At 67.4% G+C, this 24,711-nt stretch carries 12 protein-coding genes; 5 read left to right on the forward strand and 7 right to left on the reverse strand.

The window, feature by feature from the left end; translation table 11 throughout:
- Positions 1 to 17: 17 nt before the first annotated feature.
- From QTQ03_RS09025 to QTQ03_RS09055, 7 genes are all read right to left on the reverse strand, one after another.
- Positions 18 to 1,106: a branched-chain amino acid aminotransferase gene (locus QTQ03_RS09025; RefSeq protein WP_289277583.1), complete on the reverse strand. Its 1,089-nt coding sequence runs from the start codon at positions 1,104 to 1,106 to the stop codon at positions 18 to 20.
- Positions 1,107 to 1,134: 28 nt separating this feature from the next.
- On the reverse strand, positions 1,135 to 3,066 hold the full coding sequence (locus QTQ03_RS09030) for a non-ribosomal peptide synthetase (RefSeq protein ID WP_289277584.1): 1,932 nt from the start codon (positions 3,064 to 3,066) through the stop codon (positions 1,135 to 1,137).
- Positions 3,063 to 14,120: a non-ribosomal peptide synthetase gene (locus QTQ03_RS09035; protein WP_289277585.1), complete on the reverse strand. Its 11,058-nt coding sequence runs from the start codon at positions 14,118 to 14,120 to the stop codon at positions 3,063 to 3,065. The genes QTQ03_RS09030 and QTQ03_RS09035 overlap by 4 nt, the downstream gene beginning before the upstream one ends.
- A gap of 36 nt (positions 14,121 to 14,156) precedes the next feature.
- Positions 14,157 to 15,254: an amidinotransferase gene (locus QTQ03_RS09040; protein WP_289277586.1), complete on the reverse strand. Its 1,098-nt coding sequence runs from the start codon at positions 15,252 to 15,254 to the stop codon at positions 14,157 to 14,159.
- 47 nt (positions 15,255 to 15,301) lie between these two features.
- Positions 15,302 to 16,258, reverse strand: coding sequence for a TauD/TfdA family dioxygenase (locus tag QTQ03_RS09045; protein ID WP_289277587.1), 957 nt, complete (start codon positions 16,256 to 16,258; stop codon positions 15,302 to 15,304).
- A gap of 99 nt (positions 16,259 to 16,357) precedes the next feature.
- Positions 16,358 to 16,741 (reverse strand): nuclear transport factor 2 family protein, encoded by a 384-nt coding sequence (locus QTQ03_RS09050; protein ID WP_289277588.1) that lies wholly within the window; start codon positions 16,739 to 16,741, stop codon positions 16,358 to 16,360.
- Entirely contained in the window at positions 16,732 to 17,559 is an 828-nt protein-coding gene (locus QTQ03_RS09055) for a hypothetical protein (RefSeq protein ID WP_289277589.1), read from the reverse strand. Before QTQ03_RS09055 ends, QTQ03_RS09050 begins: the two co-directional genes overlap by 10 nt.
- Before the next feature lie 591 nt (positions 17,560 to 18,150).
- Here QTQ03_RS09055 and QTQ03_RS09060 point away from each other — a divergent pair.
- The 5 genes from QTQ03_RS09060 (at position 18,151) to QTQ03_RS09080 (ending at position 24,666) form a co-directional block, all read left to right on the forward strand.
- A complete protein-coding gene (locus QTQ03_RS09060) occupies positions 18,151 to 20,082 on the forward strand; it encodes a carbamoyltransferase N-terminal domain-containing protein (RefSeq protein ID WP_289277590.1) in 1,932 nt (643 codons plus the stop codon).
- A 71-nt stretch (positions 20,083 to 20,153) separates the two neighbouring features.
- Positions 20,154 to 21,812, forward strand: coding sequence for an ABC transporter transmembrane domain-containing protein (locus QTQ03_RS09065; RefSeq protein WP_289277591.1), 1,659 nt, complete (start codon positions 20,154 to 20,156; stop codon positions 21,810 to 21,812).
- The gene (locus QTQ03_RS09070) at positions 21,809 to 23,560 is read left to right on the forward strand and encodes an ABC transporter ATP-binding protein (protein ID WP_289277592.1); all 1,752 of its coding nucleotides are present in this window, start codon (positions 21,809 to 21,811) and stop codon (positions 23,558 to 23,560) included. Before QTQ03_RS09065 ends, QTQ03_RS09070 begins: the two co-directional genes overlap by 4 nt.
- 135 nt (positions 23,561 to 23,695) lie before the next feature.
- On the forward strand, positions 23,696 to 24,319 hold the full coding sequence (locus QTQ03_RS09075) for a hypothetical protein (RefSeq protein WP_289277593.1): 624 nt from the start codon (positions 23,696 to 23,698) through the stop codon (positions 24,317 to 24,319).
- Between the two features lie 20 nt (positions 24,320 to 24,339).
- A complete protein-coding gene (locus QTQ03_RS09080) occupies positions 24,340 to 24,666 on the forward strand; it encodes a cupin domain-containing protein (protein WP_289277594.1) in 327 nt (108 codons plus the stop codon).
- Positions 24,667 to 24,711: the final 45 nt, after the last annotated feature.

Raw genomic sequence — 24,711 nt, forward strand, 5'->3', positions numbered from 1 at the left:
GCACGATGGCCCGCCGATCACAGCACGCGCCGCAGCCAGCCGCGTCGATCCTCCACCCGCCCGTACTGGATGTCTAAGAGTTCCGCGCGCAGGGCCGTGGTCTGCTCACCTGGCTTCCCCGTGCCCACGGTGAATTCGTAGCCGTCGCCCTTGAATCCGACGACGGGAGTGATCGCCGCAGCTGTCCCAGTGGCGAAGGCCTCCGTGATCCGGCCGTCCGCCGCGCCACGGCGCAATTCTTCAAGGGGAATGGGTCGCTCCACGACGGTCAGCCCGAAATCGGCGGCCAGCGTGAGGATGGTGTCGCGGGTAACACCCTCCAGGATGGTTCCGAGCGCCGGAGTGATGAGATCTCCGTCCGAGGTGACCAGGCACAGATTCATAGTGCCCGACTCCTCCAGATATCCCTCACCGCCCGTCCGGTCCAGGTACATGACCTGGTCACAGCCGTGCTGCTTGGCCTCGATCTGAGCAGCCATGCCGGCGGCGTAGTTGCCGCCGCACTTTGCTCCGCCGGTGCCACCTAGCGCCGAGCGGGTGTAGCGGCTGCTCACCCAGAGTGTCACCCCGCTCTGACCTGCGGCGAACAGCGACCCGGTCGGCCACGCGATGACCGAATAGGCCACGACCTCAGCCGGCTTTGCCGCCAGATACTCGTCGATAGCGAACATGAAGGGCCGCACATAGAGGCTCTTTTCGACCTCAGGGATCGGGACCCACCGCGCGTCCACCCGAACGAGCTCTTCCACGCTCGCGATGAACTCCTCCTCCGGCAGCCGGGGCAGCGCCAGGCGCTCTGCCGAGCGAGCGAAGCGCTTCGCATTGAGCTCCGGCCTGAAGAGGTGAATTCCGCCGTCGGCATGGCGATAGGCCTTGAGGCCTTCGAAAATCTCCTGCGCATAGTGCAGAACGGCCGTACCGGGGTGCAGGCTGAACGGCTTTATTGGTCCGACCCCGCGGTCATGCCAACCGTCATCGGGCGTCCAGGTAGCCGACGCCATGTGGTCGGCGAAATGTCGACCGAACTCCGGCGAAGCCAAGATCTTGGAGAGCTCCGCGTCGGACGTCGGGGCCTGGGTTCGGGTCACAGGATATCGGGGACTCATGACGAGCTCCTAGCGTCTGTGGCACCACTCAGTCGGCGGTACTGCGGACCTTGACCTGGGCAGTCTGGAATTCCGGGGTTTCCGTGAGCTCCGCGATCGTGGGATACATGAAGAGCGACGGGACCGCGATGTCGACTCCGAGTTCGTTATTGAGCGCGGAGATCAGCTGGATCACCAGAATGCTGTTGAGCCCCAGTCCGAACAGGTCGTCCTCGACGCCGATGGTGGCGGGCTCCAGGCCGATGATGCCCGCGACGATCTCCTGGACCCTGCCCTCGAGCGCGGTACGCGGCGCGACGCCGTCGGAGTCGACGCCGGACCGCAGTGCATGCAGCGCCTTGACGTCCAGTTTGCCGTTGACGGTCATCGGGACCACATCCACGTGGACGAGCTCGGTCGGCACCATGTAGGACGGCAGCGCCGCTCCCATATGGCGCAGCAGCTCGTCGACGTTCACCTGTTCAGCGGCGACATAGAAGCCGACCAGGGAGGTCACCTCAGCTGTGGGCTCCCCGTGCCTCCCGGCCTGCGCGGGGAGCACGGCGCTCTGCGTCACCCCCGGATACGCGTTCAAGGTGGCCTCGATCTCGGCGGGTTCCACCCGGAAGCCGCGGACCTTGATCTGCGAGTCGTTCCGGCCGACGTACTCCAGCGCCCCGTCGGACCTCCGGCGCGCGAGATCCCCGGTGCGGTAGAGCCGCGCGTTGCGCCCGTCCGGACCCCAGGCGGCGTCGGCCTTCTCCGCTCCGCTCTGGAAGGGGTTCGGGACGAACCTCTCCGCGGTGAGCTCGGGCATGTTGAGATAGCCGCGGGCCAGCCCGGGGCCGCCCAGGAAGACCTCTCCGACGGCACCGACCGGGACGATGCGCCGCGCTTCGTCGAGGATCAGCACCAACGAGTTGCTCTGCGGCCGGCCAATCGCCAGGTCGTACTCCCGGGCCGCGTGCGAGGTCGTCGAGATCGTGGCCTCGGTCGGCCCGTACTCGTTGAACACCGGGACCTTGTTGACGCGCGTCATCTCCCGGAAGCACGCGGCGTCGAGCGCCTCGCCGCCGATCACCATGCGCTTGAGGCTCGGCACCTCGCCGAGCCTGATGTGCTTGTAGAAGGTCGGCGTGCCGTTCATGTGGGTGACGCCATTGCCGCGCAGGTACTCGGTGAACTTCTCCGCTTCGAGCCACAGCTGGTCGGGGACGTGCAGCAGCGAGTTCCCGGTCAGCAGGGCGAGCACCATTGGCACGACGCCGCCGTCGAACGCGTAGTTGAGAACCTGCAGCATCACCTCCTGGCCCGGCTCTCCGGCGAAGTCGTAGAGGTCGCTGATGACGCACACGTGATTGACCACCGAGCGGTTCTCGATCATCACGCCCTTGGGCTTGCCGGTCGTGCCCGAGGTGTAGATGACGTAGGCCAGACTTCCGGCGTCCGCGCCCGTCTCCGTCGGTGCCGCGGCCCCGCCCGCACGCACGGCCCGACCCCACAGGCCGTCCACCGCGCGGACGGCCGTGCCGGCTGCCGCGATCCGCTCCATCCGTTCCTGGTGCGCGCTGCCGCAGAGCACGACCGGTGCAGCTGTGTCATCGAGCATGTAGCGCACCCGCTCGTCCGGCGTCTCGGGGTCGATCGGCACGTAGGCGGCACCGGCCTTCCAGACCGCGATGATGGCGACGGTCATCTCGATGCCGCGGTTGAGGCCGAGCGCCACCAGCTGACCGGGCCCCGTTCCGTGGGCCGCGATCAGCTCGCCGGCCAGCCGATCCGACCATTCGTCGAGCTCCCGGTACGTCAGTGAGGAACCGTCGAAGACCACCGCGCGGACGTCCGGCGACGCCGCCGCCCGCTCGCGGAACACCTGGGCGATGGTGGCCTCCGCCGGGAAGGACAGCTCCGGCCCCTTGCTCTCGTGGAGAAGCCGCTGCTGCTCGTCGTCCGGCAAGAGGTTCAGATCGGCCAGCTTCATTTCGTCCTCGCAAACTGCATCAGGATGGATCGGTAGGTGGACGCGAAACGCTCCACGGTGCCGTGATCGAACAGGGCTGTGGCATAGGTGATGGTTCCGGTCATCGACTCGCCCGCGTCGTTCAGGACCAGGCCGAAGTCGAGGTTGGCGTTGATGGTCGACCCGCCGTCGGGAGTGTGTCCCTCGAGTGCGTGGGTTCGCAACAGCGCGGCGGGAGACGGCTCGTGTCCGGCGAGCCGGTCCGCGTCGGTCTCGGCGAACGAATTGACGTCGAACCAGATCTGGAATAGAGGGTGCCGGGCGGAGTCGACGGAAAGATCCAGCTCCGCGACGAGGCGCTCGAAGGGCAACTCCTGGTGCTCCTGAGCTTCGACCACGCGCGCGCCGACCTTTTTGATCAGCATGTCCACGTCGTCGTCGCCGTCGATGTCGAAGTCGAGCGCCAGGGAATTGGTGAAGCAACCGATGAGCTCGTGAGTCTGGACGTGTGTCCGGTTGGCCACCGGGATGCCGACGAGCAGGTCGGAACGGCCGGTGTATGCCCGGAGCGTCAGGAGGAAGGCGGCGAGTAGCACGCTGAAGACTCCGACCCCGCTCTCGTGTGCCAGCCGTCGAGCCGCCGCCGACGTTTCAGGGTCCAGCTCGAACGACACGCCGTCGCCGCTGTAGTCGATCTTGGCTGGCCGGATCCGGTCGGTGGGCAGTTCCACCGGTCGTCGACCGTGCAGGCGGCCCTTCCAGTACCCGAGCAGCTCCGCCAGCCGGGTGCCGCCGATGTGCTCCCGTTCCCAGGCCGCGTAGTCCTTGTACTGAATGGACGGTTCTGGCAGCTCCTCCGCCTGGTAGAGCCGGCTCAGCTCGTCCAGCAGGATGTCGGCTGACCAACCGTCGAACGCGATGTGATGGACGACGATGCCGACGAAGGTACGGCTCGGCGAGCCCTCGGCAGCCTCCTGCCGGTAGATGGCGACCCGCAGCGGCGCCTCATTCGCGAGGTCGAACTGGTGCATACCCTCGGCGCCGAAGCGCGCGGCCAGGTCGGCCTCACCCGTCACGGTGATGTGCCGGACGTCGAGTGGCGTCGTCTCGTGGTCCAGCACTACCTGGTGAAGCCGGCCGTTGGGCGCCCGGCGGATGACCGTCCGCAGCACCTCGTGACGTCGGCCCACTTCGCTGAGGCACCGCTCGAGCACATCCACGTCGACGCCGGGCAGGACCTCGTAGCAGAGTTGGATGTTGTACCCGAGGTTTCCGCTCTCGTACTGGTCGATGAACCAGAACCGCTCCTGCGCAAACGACGCCACCTGCTCGGTCTCCGCACGTGCCTCGAGCCGCGGGATGGCGACGGCTTCCCGCTGCGAAGTCCCCAGACCGCCGACCAGGCCCGCCACAGACCGGCGCCGGAAGATCGACGCGATGCTGACGTACGTGCCGAGTTCGGCGCTCAACCGGCTCGCCAGCTTGATCGACAGGATGCTGTTGCCGCCGAGCTGGAAGAAATCGTCGTGCACGCCGATCGCCTCGGGGTCGACGCCGAGCACCTCCGCCAGGATCCTGCGGGCCAGGGCCTCACGCGCGTCATGCGGACCGACCAACTCGCGGGCCAGGCTCAGCTGCGGCGAGGGAAGAGCCTTGACGTCGAGCTTCCCACTGATCTTGCGTGGCAGTTCGTCCACTTGAACCAGCGCCGCGGGGATCATGTAGGTCGGCAGCTTCGCCTCCAACTGCTCGAACAACGGCTCGGAACCCATGTCGGCCTCGGCGACGTAGTAGCCGACCAGATGGGTGTGTCCGCCGCCGTCGCCGGTCCTGCGCACCACGACAGCGCTCTGGAGCACGCCCGGCACGTCGGCCAGAACCGCCTCGATCTCCCCCAGCTCGATCCGGTGACCGCGGATCTTGACCTGCAGGTCGTTGCGACCGACGAAGCGCAGCGTCTGGTTCGGCGCCCAACGCACCAGGTCGCCGCTCTTGTACAGACGGTTGTTCCACTCCGGGTCGGATCCGGTGGCGAAGGGGTTGGCGACGAACTTGCGGGCCGTCAAGTCCGGCTGATTGAGCAGTTCGGCGGCCAACCCCGCACCGCCGATGTACAGCTCACCGACCGCGCCCATCGGCAGCAGCCGCAGCTGCGCGTCGAGCACGTACCCGGCGACGTCCGGGATCAGCGAGCCGATGTCGGTCGAACCCTCATCCGTCTCGGTGTAGAGCTTGTAGCAGGTGAAAACCGTGGTCTCCGTCGTGCCATAGCCCATGGCGAGCTGTGGACGGTCGTGGCTGTATCGCTCGAACCACTTGGTCAGTAGCGACACGTTGAGCGCCTCGCCGCCGAGGAAGACGTACCGCAGGTCGTCCAGACGGTCTCCGTCGTCCTTGCCGAGCGCGACATTGACGAACTGGTAGAACGCGGTGGCGGTCTGGCAGAGCATGGTGACGCGCTCGGCGCGGCACAGCGCGTAGTACAGCTCCGGGTCGCGCGTCTGCTCGAACGTCGGCACCACCAGACGGCCGCCGTACAGGAAGGCGCCCCACATCTCCCAGACCGTGAAGTCGAAGACGTAGTTGTGGAACAGTGCCCACACATCGTTCTCGCGGATGTCGTAGACACCCTCGAGCGCCGCGAACAGGCGGGCCACATTGGCGTGGGTCTGCGGCACGCCCTTCGGCCTGCCGGTGGTGCCCGAGGTGTACAGAACGTAGGCGAGATCCCCCGGAGCGACTCTCACGACCGGGTCCGTGTCCGGCATGGCGCCCAGCACCTCCCGCGCACGCGGGTCGTCGACGGCGATCACGTCGACGTCCTCCGGCCGCGAAATCAGCCCCTCCATCGTGGCCCGGGCCAGGATGCCGGTGATTCGCTCCACATATCGACTGTGGGTCACGATCGTGTGCGCACCCGCGTCGGCGAGCATGAAGCCGATGCGGTCGTCGGGATAGGTGGGGTCGACCGGAAGGTAGGCGCCGCCCGCCTTGAGTGTGGCCAGGATTGAAACGACGATGTCCTCACTGCGGTCCAGGCAGAGCAGGACGACGGTGCCGGGTTCGACCTTGCCGCCGCCGAGCAGACGATGCGCGAGCCGGTTGGCCTCCGTGTTGAGCTCTCCGTAGGTGAGCCGGCGCTCCTCCCGGACCAGCGCGACCCGATCGGGCGAGCGACGCGCGTGCTCCTCGACCGATTGGTGCAGCAGCCTCGCGGAGGGGAACCGTCGCTGTGGCGCGCTCCATTGGTCCACCAACTCGCGGTACCGAGCACCGTCCACGTACTCCACGTCGGAGATGGCGGTCTGTCCCTGCCTGGTCTCGCTCCCGGCCAGGTCCGCGAACTGGCGGAGGATCGTGAGGTAGGTCTGGGCGAAACTGTCGACGGTGGCGCTTTCGAACAGGCTCGTGGCGTAGTTGATGTGTATCTCGAGAGATTCGAGCGAGTCGTCGATGAACGTACTCAGGTCGAACCTCGCTGCCGTGTACAGCTCCCGGGTCTCGGGAGACGTGCGCAGGACAGCCTCCGACGAGCCGTCGGTGCGGCGCGAGGGCGCGCCGAAACTCTGGACCCCGAAGGTGACCTGGAAGATGGGGTGCCGGCTGACATCCCGCTCGATGTCCAGGATCTCGAGCAACTGTTCGAACGGAAGTTCCTGGTGGCGGAGCATGTCGAGGACCTCACCGGCGGTCTCGCGCACATAGTCCGAGATCCGCGCCTGCCCGTCGATGCGCGAGCGCAGGGGCAAGGTGTTGACGAAGAAGCCGACGAGACGGGAGAGCTGGGGATGGTCACGGTTCGCGACCGGCGTGCCCACCACGATATCGTTCTGGTCGCTGAAGCAGCGCAGGGTGAGGAAGTGGGCGCTGAGCAGCAGGCTGAACAGGCTGACCCGCAGCTCCTCCGCCAGTTGCCGCAGATGCCGGGAGACGTCGGCCCCGACCGCGAGGCGGATGTCCGCACCACGGTAGTCCACGCTGTCCGGCCGCGGCCGGTCCGGAACGAGATCGAGGTTCTGGTAGTCCTCGAGCTTGTCCTCCCAGAACCGCCGCAGCCGCGCGAGCCGCTCGCCGGTCAGATAGTCGCGCTGCCACACGGCGAAATCCCGGTAGCGCAACTGCGGCGCTGGCAGTCCGGCCAGCGGATCGGCCCCCCGCGGCGGGTGCGCGACGAGGTCGTAGGCCGTACGGAGATCCTCCAGCAACACGTCGGTCGACCATCCGTCGAACGCGACGTGATGGATGATGAACAGCAGGCGACGGCCGACGTCCGGCACCTCGTAGAGGCGCACGCGCACGGGAACCTCGGCCGCGAGGTCGAAGATCCGCTGCAGGTCCCGGCGGATTTCCGCGTGCATCGCCTCCCGATCCGGCATCCGCACCACCTCGATCCCGACCGGGGTCTCCGCCTCGAGGACCTCCTGGTATCCGGTGCCGTCCGGTGTCTCCTTCAACAGAGTGCGCAGCACATCCTGCCGAGCGATCACGCCGCGTACAGCCATCAGCAGGGCGTCCGTGTCCACGTGGTCGGCGACCTCGAGGACGAGGGGCAGGTTGTAGGCGCTGGTGCCGCCTTCGAACCGCTCGATGAACCAGAGGCGTTCCTGCGCGAAGGACAGCTTCTGGTCTTCGAACTTGGCGAACGTCGCCGGGGAAATGGTCGCCCTCTCGCTGCGGGACTCATCGAGGTTCTCGACGTATTCCCGGATCGTCCGGTGCGCGAGAAGGTATCCGACGGTCGTCGAGATGCCGAGTTCGCGCTCCACGGCCGAGACTAGCTTGATGCTGAGCAGACTCGTGCCGCCGAGCTGGAAGAAGTCGTCGTCGATGCCGACATCGACGGGGTCCAGACCGAGCAGCCGCGCCATCAATGCGCACAGGTCCGCCTCGGTGCCGGAGCGCGGCGGCACGTGGACCCGGGTGCCGACAGCGCTCGGCCGCGGTAGCGCCGCGCGATCCACCTTGCCGTTGATGGTCAGCGGCATGCTCCCGAGGTGGATGCACCGGGCCGGCACCATGTACCCCGGCAACGACCGCCGCAGGTGCTCGTTGAGTTCCTCCGCGGGGATCTCCCGGTCCGCGACGTAGTAGCCCACCAGGACCGGAGTGCCGAGCTCCACGACAAGAACGACAGACTGCCGCACCGCGGGGTGGCTGGCGAGCGCCCCGTCGACCTCGCCAAGCTCGATGCGGTGTCCGTCGATCTTGACTTGGGCGTCGTTGCGCCCGATGAACTCCAAGGCGCCGGACGGCAGCAGACGTACCAGGTCACCGGTGCGGTAGAGCCGGACCGGCCGCGCGCCGCCGGCCGGACCGGGCGGGACGCTGACGAACCGCTCGCGGGTCAGGTCGTTCTTGTTGAGGTATCCGCGCGCCAGCCCGTCACCGCCGATGCACAGCTCACCGACTGCGCCGATCGGCAGCGGCCGGAGCGCGCCGTCGAGGACGTGGACCGACTCACCGGCGAACGGCGTGCCGATGCTCACCGGAAGCCTGTCCAGCCCGTCGGCGTGCCGGTACAGCCGTGCGGTCGACCAGATCGTCGTCTCCGTCGGCCCGTAGACGTTGACGAGGTCGATCGACCTGGCCAGCACGCGTTCGAGCAGTTCCTTCGGCAGCCTTTCGCCGCCGACCAGCAGCAGCAGCTCGTCCGGCACGTTCACCAACCGGTCGAGCATCACGTCGCAGACGCTCGGGGTCATCTGGACGAAGTCGAGGCCGCCGCAGTCCAGGCTCATGGGGAGGTCGGACGCGAGTTCCACGCTTCCGCCGGTCCACAGGGGCAGGCCGTACTCCAGGCCGAAAATGTCGAACACGTGATTGGTGAGGCTGTACGTGCTCACGGTTACGCGGTCGGCAAAGTACCGGGCCCGCACGGCGGCCATGGTCCGGTCGTACGCCCGGTGCTCGATCATCACGCCCTTGGGAGCACCGGTGGTCCCCGAGGTGTACAGGACGTACATCAGCGCGTCCACCGACGCGTACGTCCCGGGAGCGGTCGGGCTCGCCGTCGCGACGGCGTCGCGGGCCTCCGGTGCGTCGAGCGCGAGGACCGTCGGGGCGCGGGCCGGGTCGCCGAGTGCCGAGAGCCGGTCGAGGTGCCGGCCGGTCGTGATGACCAGCCGAGCGGCCGTGTCCCGCAAGATGTAGGAGATACGGTTGTCGGGATAGGCCGGGTCCGTCAGGACGTAGGCGGCTCTCGCCTTGAGCACCGCCAGGATGCTCACGATGAGTTCAAGCCCCTTGTCGAGGCAGAGGACGACGAGTTCCTCAGGCTGTACGCCGTGGGCGTCGGTGAGCAGGTTGGCGAGCCGGTTGGCCTGTTGGTCCAGTGCGCCGTAGGTGAGGGTGGCGCCCTCGAAGGAGACGGCGTTGCGCTCCGGATGCCGACGCGCCTGCTCCTCGAACGCCTCCACGAGCGTGCGGGCCGACGGGAGCCCCTCGGCGGTGGGATTCAGCATGGCGGCCAGCTCGCGATGCTGAGCCTCGGAGAGCAGGTCGACCTCTCGCCAGGGGCGTCCCTCGTCGGCGAGCACCTCGTCCAGCAGGTGCCGCTGCATGTCGAGCATGTCCGTCATGTAGCGGGCGTCGAACAGCTCTGCCGCGTACACGAGGCGGAACTGGATGCTGCCCGGAACCTCGGACACGATCACGGACAGCGGGTAGTCCAGCTTCTCGTACTCCCCGCCCACCTGCACCGCGAGTCGCGACTGCCAGCCGTCCGGACTGATCTTGGGCCAGTTCTCGTAGATGAAGAGCGTGTCGAACAGGCGATCGGCGCCCTCGTGCAGCTCGGCCAGGTTGACCGTGCTGCGGGCGTTCAGCTCGTTGATCCGCCGCTGTACCGCCTGGATTCCGTCGCGGACGGATTCGTCACCGGTCCCGTCTGGCACGATGAGAGGCAGGGTATTGATGAACAGGCCAATGCTGGTGTCGATGTCGTTGACCGGAATGCCCCGGCCGGACAACACGACGCCGGTGATCGTCTGGTTCGCCCCGGTGTGACAAGCGAGAGTCTTGTGCCACACGTACAGCATCAGCGCGTTGAGCGTGACCGCCATGTCCTGGGTGAGCCGGCGCAGCGTTGCGAAGTGGTCGCCCGAGACGGTGAAACTCAGTTCCCGCATGTTCTGGATGCGTCGGGTCGTGTCGATACGCAGGCCGTCCGCACGCGCCTCCGGTCGGAGCAGCCCCTGTAGGTCCATGCGCTCGTCGTAGTGCGCGAGATGGTCCCGCCAGAACTCCAGGTGGTCGTTGCGATGTTCCTGCAGATACTTCTGCCCGGCCGAGTAGCTGCGATCAGGCATGGTGTCGGTCGGCAGCCCTGCGACAAGAGCTTCGTACAACTCGTGCACACGGCTCAGCAGCACCGTGTTGCTCCAGCCGTCGAGGATCGAGTGGTGGTGGCTGAAGAGGCAGCAGAAATGGACCGGGCTCTGTTTGACCAGGTATACCCTGAACAGCGGCCCGGAGCCCAGGTTGTACGGCTCGGTCCGGTCCGCCTCGCGCAGACGTCGTATCGACGCCGCCGCCTCATCGGCTGACCGGTCGGAGAGATCGACGTAACGCCAGTCCACGGTGGCATCCGCGTCGATGATCTGAACCAGTTCCTGCTGCCAGCCGAAGCGCAGCCGCAGCGCGGGGAACGCGCGCTGCGCCCGGTTCCACGCCTCGTGCATGGCGTCATCGTCGATCTCGGTGGCGTACTCCCACATCATCTGCACGGTGTAGGCATCGTCATCCCGGCCGTGCGTGACGGCCTGGTAGATGAACCCCTGCTGCAGACTGTTCGCCAGGTAGACGCCTTCGATCTCCCGCTCGGACTGAAGCTCGTCGAGGTACTCCCTCGAGACGACGTGGTCCACGTCCGCGGGCGTCAGGTAGGCGCGCGACGCGGCGGACAGTTCGCCGATCAACTCGACCAGGCACCGCTCGTACGCCTGGACCAGGCGGTCTCCGGTCTCCTGGCCGAGCTTGTTCGCGATGGTGAACGTGAGTCTGCCGTCGACGATCCAGCCGTTGATCGTCATGATGTTGTTGTCGCGGTTGTCCGGGTGCACGGCCTCGCCGAAGGACTCCCGGGTCAGCCGCCAACGCGCGCCGTCCGCCGTGGCCTTCTCGGCGTCGAGTCGGCCGAGGTAGTTGAAGTTGATCCGGGGCAGTCGGTCGTCGTGGTAGCCGTACCGGGCGCCATAACCGATACCCTTCGCCGGAATCCCGCGCAGGGTCTCCTTGGTTTCGCGCAGCGTCGCGAGCTGATCGGCGCCCGTATGTAGCCGGACCGGAAACATCGTGGTGAACCAGCCGACCGTCCGCCCCACGTCCAGTCTCGGATCGACTTCCTCGCGGCCGTGACCTTCGAGAGTGACGTAGTTGACCGACTCACCGGTGAGATCCGTCAATGCGTGGGAGAACGCGGCCAACAGGACGTCGTTGATCTGCGTGCGGTAGGTCCGGTGGCAGCGCAGCAGGCGCTCGGTGCTGTCCCGGTCGAGAACCAGCTGGGACACCGTCCTGGTGGCCTCGCTCGCCACGAGGCGCTGCAGGGCGGCGGCTCCGGTGTGCTCGTACGCCGACTGGACCTCCTGCCAGTAGTCGCGCTCCTCCGGATGCCGGGACGCGTATTGCTGCACCGCCGTCGTCCACTGCCGGTAGCTGCTCCCCACCGGTGGAAGGCTCCGCCCGTGATAGAGCGCCTCGAGGTCTTCGGCGAGCACCCGCCAGCTCACCGCGTCGACAATCAGGTGGTGGCAGGCTATGAACACGCGGGCGGTTCCGTCGGCCAGTCCGTCCAGGTAGCCGATCCAGTAGACCGGACCGTGCTCGAGGTCGAAGTCCGCCTGCCACTCGGTGAGCTGGGCCTGTAGGTCCGAGATGTCGGCGACCGAGCCCACCACCAGGTCCGTCGGCTGGTGGTCGTCGTCGTAGTACTGGACGATTTCGCCCGCCAGGTTGCGGCGGTAACGGAGACGGAAGGCGCCGTGTCGGTTCCCCAGCTCCCGCACACACTCCCGGAGCCGGTCCGCGTCCAGCTGGGGGGTCGCGATCAGGAACGCCTGGTTCCAGTGGTTCGGACGAACGAAGTCGCTGCGGAAGAACCACTCCTGAATGGGAAGCAGCGGCGCTTCGCCGACGGCGGAGTCCGCCTCGTCCCTCTGATCGCCGACCGGGCGCGGATGCTCGGCGAGCTGGCCGGCGAGGAACTCGCAGAACCGTTCGACGGTCGGACGGTTGAGCAGTTCGTGGACCGGGAGGTGGACACCGAAGCGCTGACGGAGCCGGCCGAGCAACTGGATGGCGACGATGCTGTCGCCGCCCAAGCGGAAGAAGTCGTCGGCGATGCCGATTGACCGCTCGTCCCGCCCGAGCATCTCGGCCCAGATTTCCGCGACCGCGCGCTCGAGGTTCGTGCGCGGCGCCACGTACTCCTCGGCCCGCGTCTGCTCCGGCTTGGGCAGCGCGGCCCGGTCCACCTTCCCGTTCGACGTCAACGGCAGTTCGTCGAGGAAGACGTACACCGAGGGCAGCAGGTACTCCGGCAGGATCTCCCGAAGGTGCTCCGCCAACGCCTCCTCCGAGCAGCCGAACTCCCCGGCCACCACGTACGCCACGAGCCCGGAGATCTCGTTCTCGGAGCCGACGGTGCGAGCCACGACGACGGCCCGGTCGACGTCGCCGTAACTTTCCACGGCGTGCGCGACCTCCCCGAGCTCGACCCGGAATCCGCGGATCTTGACCTGGTCGTCGTTGCGTCCCAGGTACTCGAGTTCGCCTCCAGGAAGCCAGCGCACCAGGTCCCCGGTACGATACATCCGCGCGATGCGGTCCGCGCCGTCCGGCCCAGGGCCGCCCTGCTCCTGCTCGCTCAGGAAGGGGTCGGCGAGAAAGCGCTCGGCAGTCAGCTCCGGCTGTTCCAGGTAGCCCTTGGCCAGGCCGAGGCCGCCGATGAACAGTTCGCCGACCGCACCGACTCTGACCGGCCGCAGCTCGGCATCCAGGACGTACGCCCGGTAGTTGCCGTACAACCGGCCGATGTTCGGCGTACTGCCTTCGGGCAACGGGTGCACGACAGCGACGCAGGTCCCTACCGTCGCCTCGGTCGGTCCGTACTCGTCATAGACGGTCAGCTCCTGATCGGCACGAGTCCGGATCCGCTCCAGGAGCGCGCGGCTGAGTTTCTCGCCACCGAGCACCACCGTACGCACGTTCGTCTCGCACAGCGAGGCGGCGACCAGACCGAAGTAACTCGGCGTCAACTTGACGGTGGTGACGCCCTGCTCGACCAGGAACCGCCGGTACGAGTCCACGTCGCGGGTCTCGCCGGTATGCACGGCGACGCGCCCGCCGAGCGCCAGACAGGCCAGCGTCGTCGTAACCGTCAGATCGAAGCTCACGTTCGTCGAGTAGCCGCAGGTGTCCTCGGCGGACATGCCCAGGCGGTCCGCCACATTGCAGATGTAGTTGACGACCGATCGATGTTCGACCATCACGCCCTTGGGGCGCCCGCTGGTGCCCGAGGTGTAGATGACGTACGCGAGGGAGTTCGAATCGGGACGCACCCCGACGACCGGCTGCGAGCAGTCGGTTGCCGGCCGCGGGTTGACGACACTCCCGGCCGGAAGAACGTCGACAGCGAGACGGGCCGCGTCGACGATGCCCGCCAGGCGCGTGTGATGTCGATCGTCGGTCAGCACCACGCGCGATCGGCTCTCCCGCAGGATCAGTTCGACCCGCCGGTCCGGACTGTCCGGCGCGATCGGCACGTACGCCCCGCCCGCCTTGAGCACCGCCAGCATGCTGATCAAAACGCGCTCGCTGCGATCCGACACCAGGGAAACCAGTGTGTCGGTGCCCACCCCGTACGTGCGCCGAAGCTCCAGCGCTAGCGCGTTGGCGCGGTCCTCGAGCGCCTGGTACGTCAGACTGACGTCACCGCAGGTGACCGCGACGGCGTCGGGCCGCTCCCGGACGCGTTCCTCGAACAGCTCGTGGACCAGTCGGTGGGTCGGGTAGCTCGTCTCGGTGCGGTTCCAAGCGAGGTATGGTTCATCGTCGCGCGGCGGGAGCATCAACATGGCTTCCTAGTGGAGGCGGGCAGGGGCGCTGGCGGATTAGCCGCCCAGGTTGGAGAAGTAGGACTGCAGGGTGCCGGTGCGCCGGATGTCGACCGTGCAGCAGTGGAAACTCCCGCCGAACGGGTAGACGTTCGCGAACGGGATGGCGATCACCCGGAAGCCGAACGACTTGAGGAACTCGATCATCGGCTTTTCCCGCTCCTCGCAGATGATCGTGTCCTCGTTCACGTTGAAGACGTTCATGGAGATCCAGTTGCTCACTTCCGCCGTACGCAGGAAGTTGCCCCGGACCGAAGGCGGCGCCATGACCACCTTCCAGTTGTTCTCCTCGAACAACGCAATGGTGCCGTCGACGGGCGGCCGGTCCGGGTTCATCATCACAAGCCCGGGACGCAGCGGCACCATCGTGGCGTCGATGTGCTGCGGGTGCGCGTCGGCGAACCGGACACGGTGGAGGCGGTACTCGCGGCCGAGGTGACGGGCCAGCCAGCGGGCGCCGAAGTCGTTCGTCACGATGTCGGGCTGGAAGAAGATGTCCCGGCCACACCGGGCGAAGCTGGCCGCGTCGAAGCAGGGCTCGGCGTCGCTCAATGCAGGATTGGTGTCGGCGTCGAAGCCGCCGCCCTCGGCCGAGAAGTCGCCGACGTACATCTCGTCGGACATGCTGGGCTTGGGAGCGGCCGCCCAACGGGCTCCCGCGTTGAAGTACTCGGTCACCAGCGAGCGGTACGGCAGGTACTCGAAAAACCGGCTCCGCATGGCCATCGGCGCTTCGATGATCTCGTCGCCGACCACGAGCAGGACGTCCCGCGGGCAAGTGCTGGAGTTCTGGCTCCGCACCTGGAACGTGGGCGTGCGCACCTCGGTGAAGAAGTCCATCGGCGCGGGTCGGCGTACCACGGCGCCTTCCTGCCTGAGTACTTCCGCCAGCGTTTCCAGTTGCTCCTGGGCCACCTCAAGTTCGTCCTCGCCGCGGCGGACGGCCCCGAACTCGCGGTCGGCGGGATCCGGGAAGTACGGGCGCAACGCGGGCTCGAATCCCGGCCGGGCCCCGTTGGCCACGCTGCCGACGATGACTTCTTCCAGGGGGTCCCAGCCGTTGTAGGAGTTGACGACGGGGGTCGTGCTGAGCATGGCAGTGCCTCCGGCCGATTGTGGGAAGGAATTGTGGCTGAACGGAATCAGGACATCGCCACGACGATTTTCCGCGCTCCCTTGAAGGGCCTGCGGCCGTGTGCGAACAGGAGGTTGTCCAGCACCATGATGTCGCCGCGCTGCCAGATGAAGAGCGCCTTCTCCTGCTCGTAGGCGTCACGTATGTGCTCCAGCACGTCGGGCTCTATGGGAGAGCCGTCGCCGTAGAACGCGTTGCGCGGTACGTTCTCCGTGCCGAACGTCTCGATCAGCGATGCCTGCTCGCCGGCGTCGAGCGCTGAGATGTGGAACAGGTGCGCCTGGTTGAACCAGACGGGTTCACCGGTCCCGGGGTGCGGCACCGTCGCTTGGCAGCGCTGGCTGGTGCGCAACGCCGGGCCGCGGTCTCGCCATTCGAACTCGATCCTGTGCGCCGCGCAGTACCGCTCCACCTCCGTGCGGTCCTCCGTCTGGAAGACCTCCTGCCAGCTCAGGTCGACGCCCTCGTTGAAGTTGCGCACGTAAAGCACGCCAGCGCGCTCGAATCGTTCCCGCACAGCGGGGTCGATGCGTCTGTAGACCCCGCGCGAATCGGCGATAGGTGTCTCCCCGCCATGTTCGGCGGCGACGAGACAAAAGAAGTAGATCCGATCAGGCCAGGCGTCGGTGTACGAGTTCTCGTTGTGCAGGGGGATGCTCCGGTCGGCCGGATACTCGGTGGCGGAATAGATCTTGCCGCCGATCTTGGTACGCGGGGTGGAGCGGTGGACGTAGTCCAGCAGATCGGGGCTGAAAATCTGTACCGCCCGGTTGAACGCGGACACCGAAGTGAACCCGAAGTCACGCAACAGCACGCCGCCGTGGGTGGCGACGATGTCATCGATGCGTGAGCGGTTCTCCGTCAACCAGGTGTGGGCCTGAAGCTGGGCGGCGGGCCGCCGCACGACCACAGGTCCGCGACCGTCCGGGGCCGCAAACTCGAACTTCTCGTCGGCTGCCGGCATGTTCACGTGCACTCCAGGGTTGTTGCGCGCGCCGATCCGACGCGGTCGGCGGGATTCCGGGGAAATCGACGACCGGGCGTCCGGGCTTGAGGTGAGAGGTCAGACGGCTGCCGCGTCGAAATACGTATTTCGTTCGACCACCAGGAGACCGGAGAAACGCCAGAAGTCGGCGAAACGTACCGCGAACGGGTCACCGGCATGCGAGGTCCCGCGGCAGCTGCCTCGAACGGCCACCGTGTCCGCATCCTCCACGATGGACTCCAGGTCGTGCCGGCCGCGGGATATCACCCGGACGCCGTGATAGAACGTGCTGATGGCCTGGAAGCCGACGAACGCGTCGTATCCGGGACGGCGGTAGACCGCGTCCGGCGCGAAGCAGGACAACGCCGCTTCGACATTCCGATGGTCGATGTTGCGGTAATATTCGCTGACCACAGCGGACAGTGGACCGGATCCTCCGGCAGCCGCACCGGTCACGTCCACGCGATAACCGTCGTGTCGTCCGTGAACCCGAGGATGCCCGAGAGCGTCACCCTGCGGGCATCCGGATCGCGCACCGGCTCGACGGCGTGCACGTGCCCGGCGTTCAACAGGTAGATGTCACCCGGCCGCACGTCGAGCAGCAACCGGTCGATGCCGGTCAACCAGTCGATCGCGTACGGAGAGCCGGTGTACCGAACGCCGAGCCGCGCCCTGGTCGCCTCGTCGGGGCGCAGGTTCCAGACCGTCAGCCCCCCGTCGGAACCGTTGTCCAGACAGATGTTGAGACCCACGATGTGGTGCCTCGTCACCTGCTGAATCTCGAACCCGACCTGCTTTGGGTCCTCGCACTGGCCCCGGTCCTCGTGCGGGTCCAACGCGAAATCCCGCTGCCCCAGCCAGGATCGGAAAATGCCCGCGCAGGCCTCGCGGCCCTGGTGGCGTGCGGGCCGGAACTCGATACCGGAGGGTGCGAGCGCCTCCCCGAGCTGCCGGTACAGCGCGCCCAGCGGTTCCGACGGCACATCCAGCGCCGCGTCCAGGTCTGCCCTGACGGCGTCCGTCTGGTCGAAGTACTCGTCGATCGTCTTGTTGTAGTGGTAGGCACCGAGGTACTCCCCCGGCGCGTCCGCCCCGCGCGTCCGGCGTCCAAGGCTCGTCAGGAAGTTGGTGATCAGCGCCTCGCGCGTATCGGCCGATACCACGTCCCGGAAAACGACCCCCAGTTGCCGTCCGCGCAGAACGTCCATGACCAGTGACGGCCGTATCTCCTCGGCCTCGACGAATCGGAAATACTCCTGCGACCCTTCCCAGCCGGTCACGTCGGGATGGCGAGAACCCCGATCCGACCGCAGGGCAGCACCAATCGCAACATGATTCATACGACACGTCCCCCGTGTAGTGAAAGCTGACCCCGGGATCCCGGTCACCGTAACGTCAGGCAGGCCAGCGTCCGTCTACCCGGGACACTAGGCGCGCGGCTTCAGGACTGTCAAGATTTTTCCGAGTCCAGTGGGATGGTCGCTTCGAGTCCAGTGGGATGGTCGCTCAGCCGGGCGGCGAGAGTGCCGCCCGGTGGCTTCTGTCGTGCCAGCCGCGGCGGCGGTTCTGGGTAATGCCACAGACCAAGGCCCCGTCGTGGCGCCGGCACAGGCAACAGGTGCACTTGCCGATCAAGGCTGATTGGGTACAGTAGCGGCCACGTAGCGAGTACCGCGGCTTGGGGGGGATCAGCGGGACAGGACACGGGGGCGAACCTTAATTCAGCCAGTTCTTGGCTATAAGCCTGCTGGCGCAGCTTGCGGTGGAGTCGACTCCACCACTTTCATCAGCGTTTTCGTGCTGCGCGCGGGCATGCTCGCGCGAGTGCGGAGCTCAACCGCACGACTCCGCCGGCTACGCCCACCCTAGGCGTGCATCGATTCGTTGGTCGGCCGGAATTCGCGCGGCCGGAGAATGCTTCGCGAGGCGTTAGCTCATTCTTTTGGCAAATCTTCAACGGCTCATCAGGATCACTGGACCGGTGTCCGAGTGGCAAAGGGGAACCTGTGCTCATCTGCGGTATCAAGGCGTCGCACGACGGCGCGGTTGCGGTCATAGAGGACGGTCGCCTCCGGTTCAGCGTCGAAACGGAGAAGCTTGATAACGGCGCCCGCTACAGTTCCCTGGATGACCTGCGACGCGTAGTCGATATTCTCGCCAGCGAGGGACTGTCACCGGCCGACGTCGACCAGTTCGTTGTGGACGGGTGGTACACGACCGGCGCGAGTGGCGCCCGCGCCGTCACGCTGCACGACGGAGACCGGCCGGTGGAGCTGGCCGTCGCGCCCTACGTGGAAAGCCCCGGCGACGAGGGACCGCTGCAGCGGCACCGGTTCGACGGCCCCTTCATAGGCGGCGTCGGACACGTCAGCTTCAACCATGTGACCAACCACCTTCTCGGCGCGTACTGTGCCAGCCCCATCGCCGCCCGTGGCGAGGACGCGCTCGCCCTGATGTGGGACGGCGGCATCGTGCCGCGGCTCTACCAGGTGCGGGCCGACAGCCGCGAGGTGACACTGGTATCTGCTCTGATGCCCATCACGGGCAACAGCTTCGCGGACTTCTCCGCCGCGTTCGGGCCGTTCTCGGCTGACGTCAGCGGACTGTCTGCAGACGAGGTGATACGTCATCACCTCTCCATTGCGGGGAAGGCGATGGCGTATGCGGCGCTGGGCAAGGCCGAGCCTGACGCGTTCTCCCTCCTCGACGAACTCATCTCCGGCTTCCCCGGCGTCGACACGGAAAACGCGCGCATTCTCGGCTCGAAGGTCGCGTCGAACCGGGACGAGCTCATGCCGGGGATGTCCGACGCCGACATCATCGCCACCTTCCAGGACTACCTCGGCCGGAGGCTACTCGATCGCCTCGCGGCGGTGGTGGAGCGGCGGTTCCCGGGACAGCGCACCAATCTGGTACTCGGCGGGGGCTGCGCGCTCAACATCAAGTGGAACAGTGCGATCCGCGCCAGCGGGCTCTTCCAGGATGTGTTCGTCCCGCCGTTCCCGAACGACGCCGGAGCGGCAATCGGCACGGCCGTGTGCGAGTCGTTCCACCGCGGAAACCTCACGTTGGAGTGGGATGTCCGCAGCGGACCGACGCTGGTTGCCGGGCCGGTACCCGGCGGATGGCAGGCTCAGCCCTGCGACGAGCGGCAGCTGGCGCACCTGCTGCACACCGAGGGCGAGCCGGTGGTCGTCCTGTCGGGCCGTGCCGAACTGGGCCCGCGGGCCCTGGGCAACCGGAGCATCCTGGCACCCGCCACCGAACCCGGGATGAAGGCGCGGCTCAACGCGATCAAAAACCGGGCCGACTACCGGCCGGTGGCTCCGATCTGCCTCGAGGCTCGCGCGCCCGAGGTGTTCGACCCCGGCACGCCGGACCCGTACATGCTGTTCGAGCACCGCATGCGGCCCGGGTGGGCCGAGCGCGTCCCGGCCGTCGTTCACCTGGACGGCACCGCCAGGCTACAGACCATCGACGAGCGTCAGCAGGCCGCCACGGCCCGCGTCCTGGCTGCGTACGCGGAGATTAGTGGTGTACCCGTACTGTGCAACACCAGCGCGAACTTCGAGGGACGCGGCTTCTTCCCCGACGTCGCCTCGGCCGCGCGCTGGGGCGGAACGCGTTACATCTGGTCGGAAGGCGTGCTGTACACCAACCCGGTCGCCGTGACGGGCGCGCCGAGCACCGAGGTCGGGCGGCTGCGATGCCGGGCGCAGGGTCGGATGACGGTCGAGAGCGCCGCGGCTTTGCACGCGGATGCCCCGACCGACTCCCATCGGCACCAGCCGGAGGCCGGCTAATGCCTCCGTCCCCCGTCGGTGATCTGGCGGTTCAGGCGCCCGCGTCGGCGCGAGGTCTACTGTCACGGGTGATGCGCCGCAACGCTTCCGGAGTGGCGGCGTCCTTCACCCTGCTCTCGGTGTGGCAGCTGTCCGAGGCGATGGTTCCCGTCGTGGTCGGCGCGCTCATCGACCACGCGGTCGTATCGGGCAGCGTCGGCGCCCTGGTCACGTGGGGGTCGCTGTTGGCCCTGGTATTCGCCTCGCTGATGTTCGCCTATCGGTGCGGCGCGCTCGTCGCGTACCGGATCGATCAGTTCGAGGCAAATCGGCTCCGATCCGAAATCGCCCGGCACGTGCTTCGTCCGCGCGGTGCGCGTACCGGCATGCTGCCCGGCGCGACCCTCTCCCTGGCCACCGGCGATGCCGACGGCGTCGGCACGCTGGCCCAGTCGGCCGCGTACACGTTCGCCTCCGCCAGCGCCGTGGCGGTAAGCGCCGTCGTGCTCCTACGCATCGATGTCGTCATCGGGCTAACCGTGTTGCTCGGCGCGCCTCTCGTACTGTTCATCACCCAGCTGGTCACGCCGGTGATCTCCCGTCGCAGCGTTGATCAGCGCAGCCGGATCGCCGCCACCAGCGCGGCGGCCGCTGATCTGGTGCGCGGTCTGCGGGTCATCAAGGGCATCGGCGCCGAAAACGAAGCCGTCGCGCGCTACCGGGAGCGAAGCCAGGTCGCCAAGGTCGCAGGCATCCGGGTGGCCGGATCCCAGGCGCTCATGAAAGCGATGTCCACCGGTCTCAGTGGGCTGTTCCTGGCCGCGGTCACCCTGCTCGCCGGCGAACGGGCGTTGGAGCACTCCATCACCATCGGCCAGCTGATCGCGATCGTCGGCCTCACCCAGTTCTACGCGGTCCCCATCCAGACCCTCGGTCAGGTCGGCGCCCTGGTGGCGGAGAGCCACGCCTCGGCCGCCCGGATCGTCGACTTCCTGCGCACGCCACCGTTGCTGACGGCCGGAACCGCGCATCCGCCGCTCGCCGTACCGGAGATCTCCCTGGACCGGGTGACCGCCGGCGCGCTGCACGATTTCTCCCTCGCATCGCGGCCGGGCGAACTGCTCTGCCTCGCGGTCGACGACCCAGCCGCTACCAGAACCCTGATGCAACTGCTGGTCGGCGAGGTTCCCGCCGAGGACGTCACCGGCGGGGTCCGCCTCGACGGGGTGGCGATCAGCGAGCTGAGCTTCGCGGCGCGCCACGAACGCCTACTGGTGAATCCCCATCAGACCGACCTGCTTCACGGAACGCTGCGCAGCAACCTCGACTCGGACGGCCGGCATGACGACGCCGAACTCGCACGGATCCTCGACGCCGCGGCAGCGCACGACATCGTGCGCCTGTACGACAGTGGCCTTGACCAACGGGTGGCAGCGAAAGGCAGCACCTACTCCGGCGGGCAGCGGCAACGGATCGCGCTCGCCCGGGCGCTGGCGGCCGATCCCTCGATCCTCGTGCTGGACAATCCGACCACCGCGGTGGACGCGGTGACGGAGCAGCGGATCGCGGTTGGCATCAAGGCACTGCGTCACCAGTCGGGCTCGCGCACGACCTGGGTGTTCACCACCAGCCCGGCGCTGCTGGCCCAAGCCGACCGGGTGGTGCATGTGGAAGACGGCCGGGTGGCGGGTGTCGGGACCCACCGGAAGTTGCTCAGCCATCCGTCGTACGAGGAGCTGGTGTTGCGATGAGGCAGGACGCGCAGCTCCTGCCGATCGCCACCGCCCGGCAGACGTACTCGTTCGTGCGGCGCATGCTGGCGGCCGACCCCGGGGCGAGCGCGATCATGGCTCTCATGTTCGTCCTGGCGGGCGCCGCCGGCCTCGTCGCCCCCTGGATCCTCGGCGCGATCACCGACGACGTCGGGGTCGACCGAAACGCCCTCGTGTCCTCCGTGCTGTTCATCGCCGGTGCCGCCGTGGCGGGCGCGCTGTTCGGCGGTGTGGCCGTGGTCATGCTAGCGCGGGTGGGTGAGCCTGCTTTGGCCGAATTGCGGGAGCAGGTGCTCAGCCGGGCCCTGCACCTGCCCGCCGACCGGATCGAGCGCTCCACCACTGGTGATCTGCTCTCTCGGCTCTCCGACGACGTACGGACAGTGTCCGACGGGATGAAGGGCGCCGTGCCGGTGATCGCGAACGCAGCCGTCGCCGTCGTGTTCACGATTGCCGGTGTGCTGGCCCTCGACTGGCGCCTCGGACTGGCCATACTCGCCGCAGCGCCGGTGTATGTCCTGAGCGTGCGTTGGTACCTGCCGCGCTCGCGCCCGCTCTACCGCGAGCAGCGGATCGCCCACGGAGAACGCGCCGAAGCACTCCTCACCGGTGTCAACGGTGCCCCCACGGCCCGGGCGTTCGGGATCGATGCCGCGCTGCTACGGCAGATCGACGACACCTCCAAGCGCTCCGCGGACGTGTCGGTCTCGGTCTACCGGCTCAGCCTCGGGTTCCTCAACCGCAACAACCTGGCTGAGTTCACCGGGCTGGCCATGGTGCTGTGCGTGGGGTTCCTGGTCATGCGCGGCCACGCCACGACGGTCGGCGCCGTCACTGCCGCCGCGCTGTACTTCCTTCGACTGTTCGCTCCGATCGGCGGGCTGCTCTTCACCCTCGACCGCTTCCAGTCGATGGGCGCGGCGCTGTCCCGGCTCGTTGGCATCGCCTCTCTGCCGCGATCAGCTGCGCCGGACGGGGACACCATGGTCAAACAGGGCGAGATCACTCTCGTCGGGGTCGGTCACGAATACCTGCCCGGCAAGCCGGTCCTACACGACATCAACCTGCGGATCGCCGCCGGAGAGCGGATCGCCCTGGTCGGGGCGACCGGCGCGGGCAAGACGACTCTCGGCGCTATCGCCGCCGGGATGCTGCGACCCACTTCGGGTACGGTGCTGGTCGACACCAAGCCACGCGACCCCGCCTTATCAACAGCGCACTCCCGGGTGTTCCTGGTCACCCAGGACGCCCATGCCTTCGCCGGAACCGTACGGGACTTCCTGACGCTCGCGAAGCCCGAGGCCGGTGACGAGGCCGTCCAGCAGGCACTCACCGCCACCTTCGCGGACCGGTGGGTCGCCGCGCTGCCCGACGGAGTCGACACGGTCATCGGGGACGCCGGGCACCAGCTGACACCCGATCAGGTACAACACCTCGCGCTAGCGCGGATCGTACTCGGCGATCCGTGGTTCGTCGTGATGGACGAGGCCACGGCGGAAGCCGGTTCGACAGGTGCCCGCGTCCTCGAGCGAGCCACCGAGGCGGCGATGCGGGGGCGTACCGCCCTCGTGGTGGCCCACCGCCTGACCCAGGCTCGGTTGGCCGACCGGATCCTCGTCATGCGCGACGGAAAGATCGTCGAGGAGGGAACCCATGACCGACTGCTGGCGCTCGATGGTCGCTACGCCGAACTCTGGCGGGCGTGGAGTGGGAGCCGTATGGGATGACTCGCCTGACAACCCGCCGCTACGAACGGTTCAAGGCCGGATGCGCGTTCCTCGGGCCGCGCACACACGGTCTCGCGATAACGCTGTCTGGAACCCCACGTCCCACACCACGGGGACGCAACGCGCAGGAGAAACATGGTGTCGTCGGTAATGTCCGGTAACGCGACAACGCTCAATGGCGTCATTTCAACGCTGGGCCCTAGTGGGACCGACTCGGCGTACGAAGCCGGGAAGCACTGCTCCCAGGTCCTGCTGTTCCCCTCGTTCGCCGCAGCTGTCGAACATGCCCTGGAAACCAACGGGTACGCGCTCGTTCCCGCTGGATACCTCGAATTCCAGGACGGCAAGCTGGCCGACAGTTGGGTGGACATGCACTTCCGGCTCCTCGGTCGGATGCGCATCGTGGACGTCTGGGAAAGTCCCACCAAGACGATGTGCCTGGCCATCAACCGCAACCGGGTCGCGGATCGCCGGTCCGTACGGTCGATCGCGTTGCATCCGGCCACCGCCGCGTTCGCGCGGCGAGCCTGTGCCGGCGTGGACATCACCTTCGTCAATTCCAAGCCGTTGGCCGTCGAAGTGGCGACGAGCGGGCGAGTCGACGCCTGCATCGGCTCGGTGGACGTGGTCGCCGAGTCCCCGCTCGAGCCGGTCGAGTACTTCCATCCGACGATGGTGTGGACCCTCTACCAAGCCGTCCAGGATTCTCCGGCTGACGCGCTGCCCGCCGACACGGCATCCGCCCCATCTCAACGTTGAGAAGACAAGGAGCATTGCGAATGTACCCAGAGTGGGTTAAGAAGCTTCCCCAGATCAACACCCCGTTTCCGGGCGCCGTCGGCTGGTTGCTGTCCAGCCCCCATGGCCAGGTCGTGCTCTGGGAGTTCCCCAACGGAGCCGAGGTGCAACCGCACCGGCACGGGCCACAAATGGGATTCGTCCTCGGCGGTCGCACCGTCATGACGATCGAGGGCGAGACCAAGGCGTGGCTGGCTGGAGAAACGTTCACCATCGGAGACCAGGAAGAACACTCGGCGGTCGTGGATCCCGGCACCTATGTCGTCGAGATCTTCGAGGAGTCCGATCGCCACAAGGCGCAGGACTGAGCCGGGCGTCCGGACCGCGATGGTCCGGGACACCGCGAGGAACTC

Origin of the sequence: Micromonospora sp. WMMA1363 (assembly GCF_030345795.1) — a bacterium.
Taxonomy (GTDB): Bacteria; Actinomycetota; Actinomycetes; order Mycobacteriales; family Micromonosporaceae; genus Micromonospora.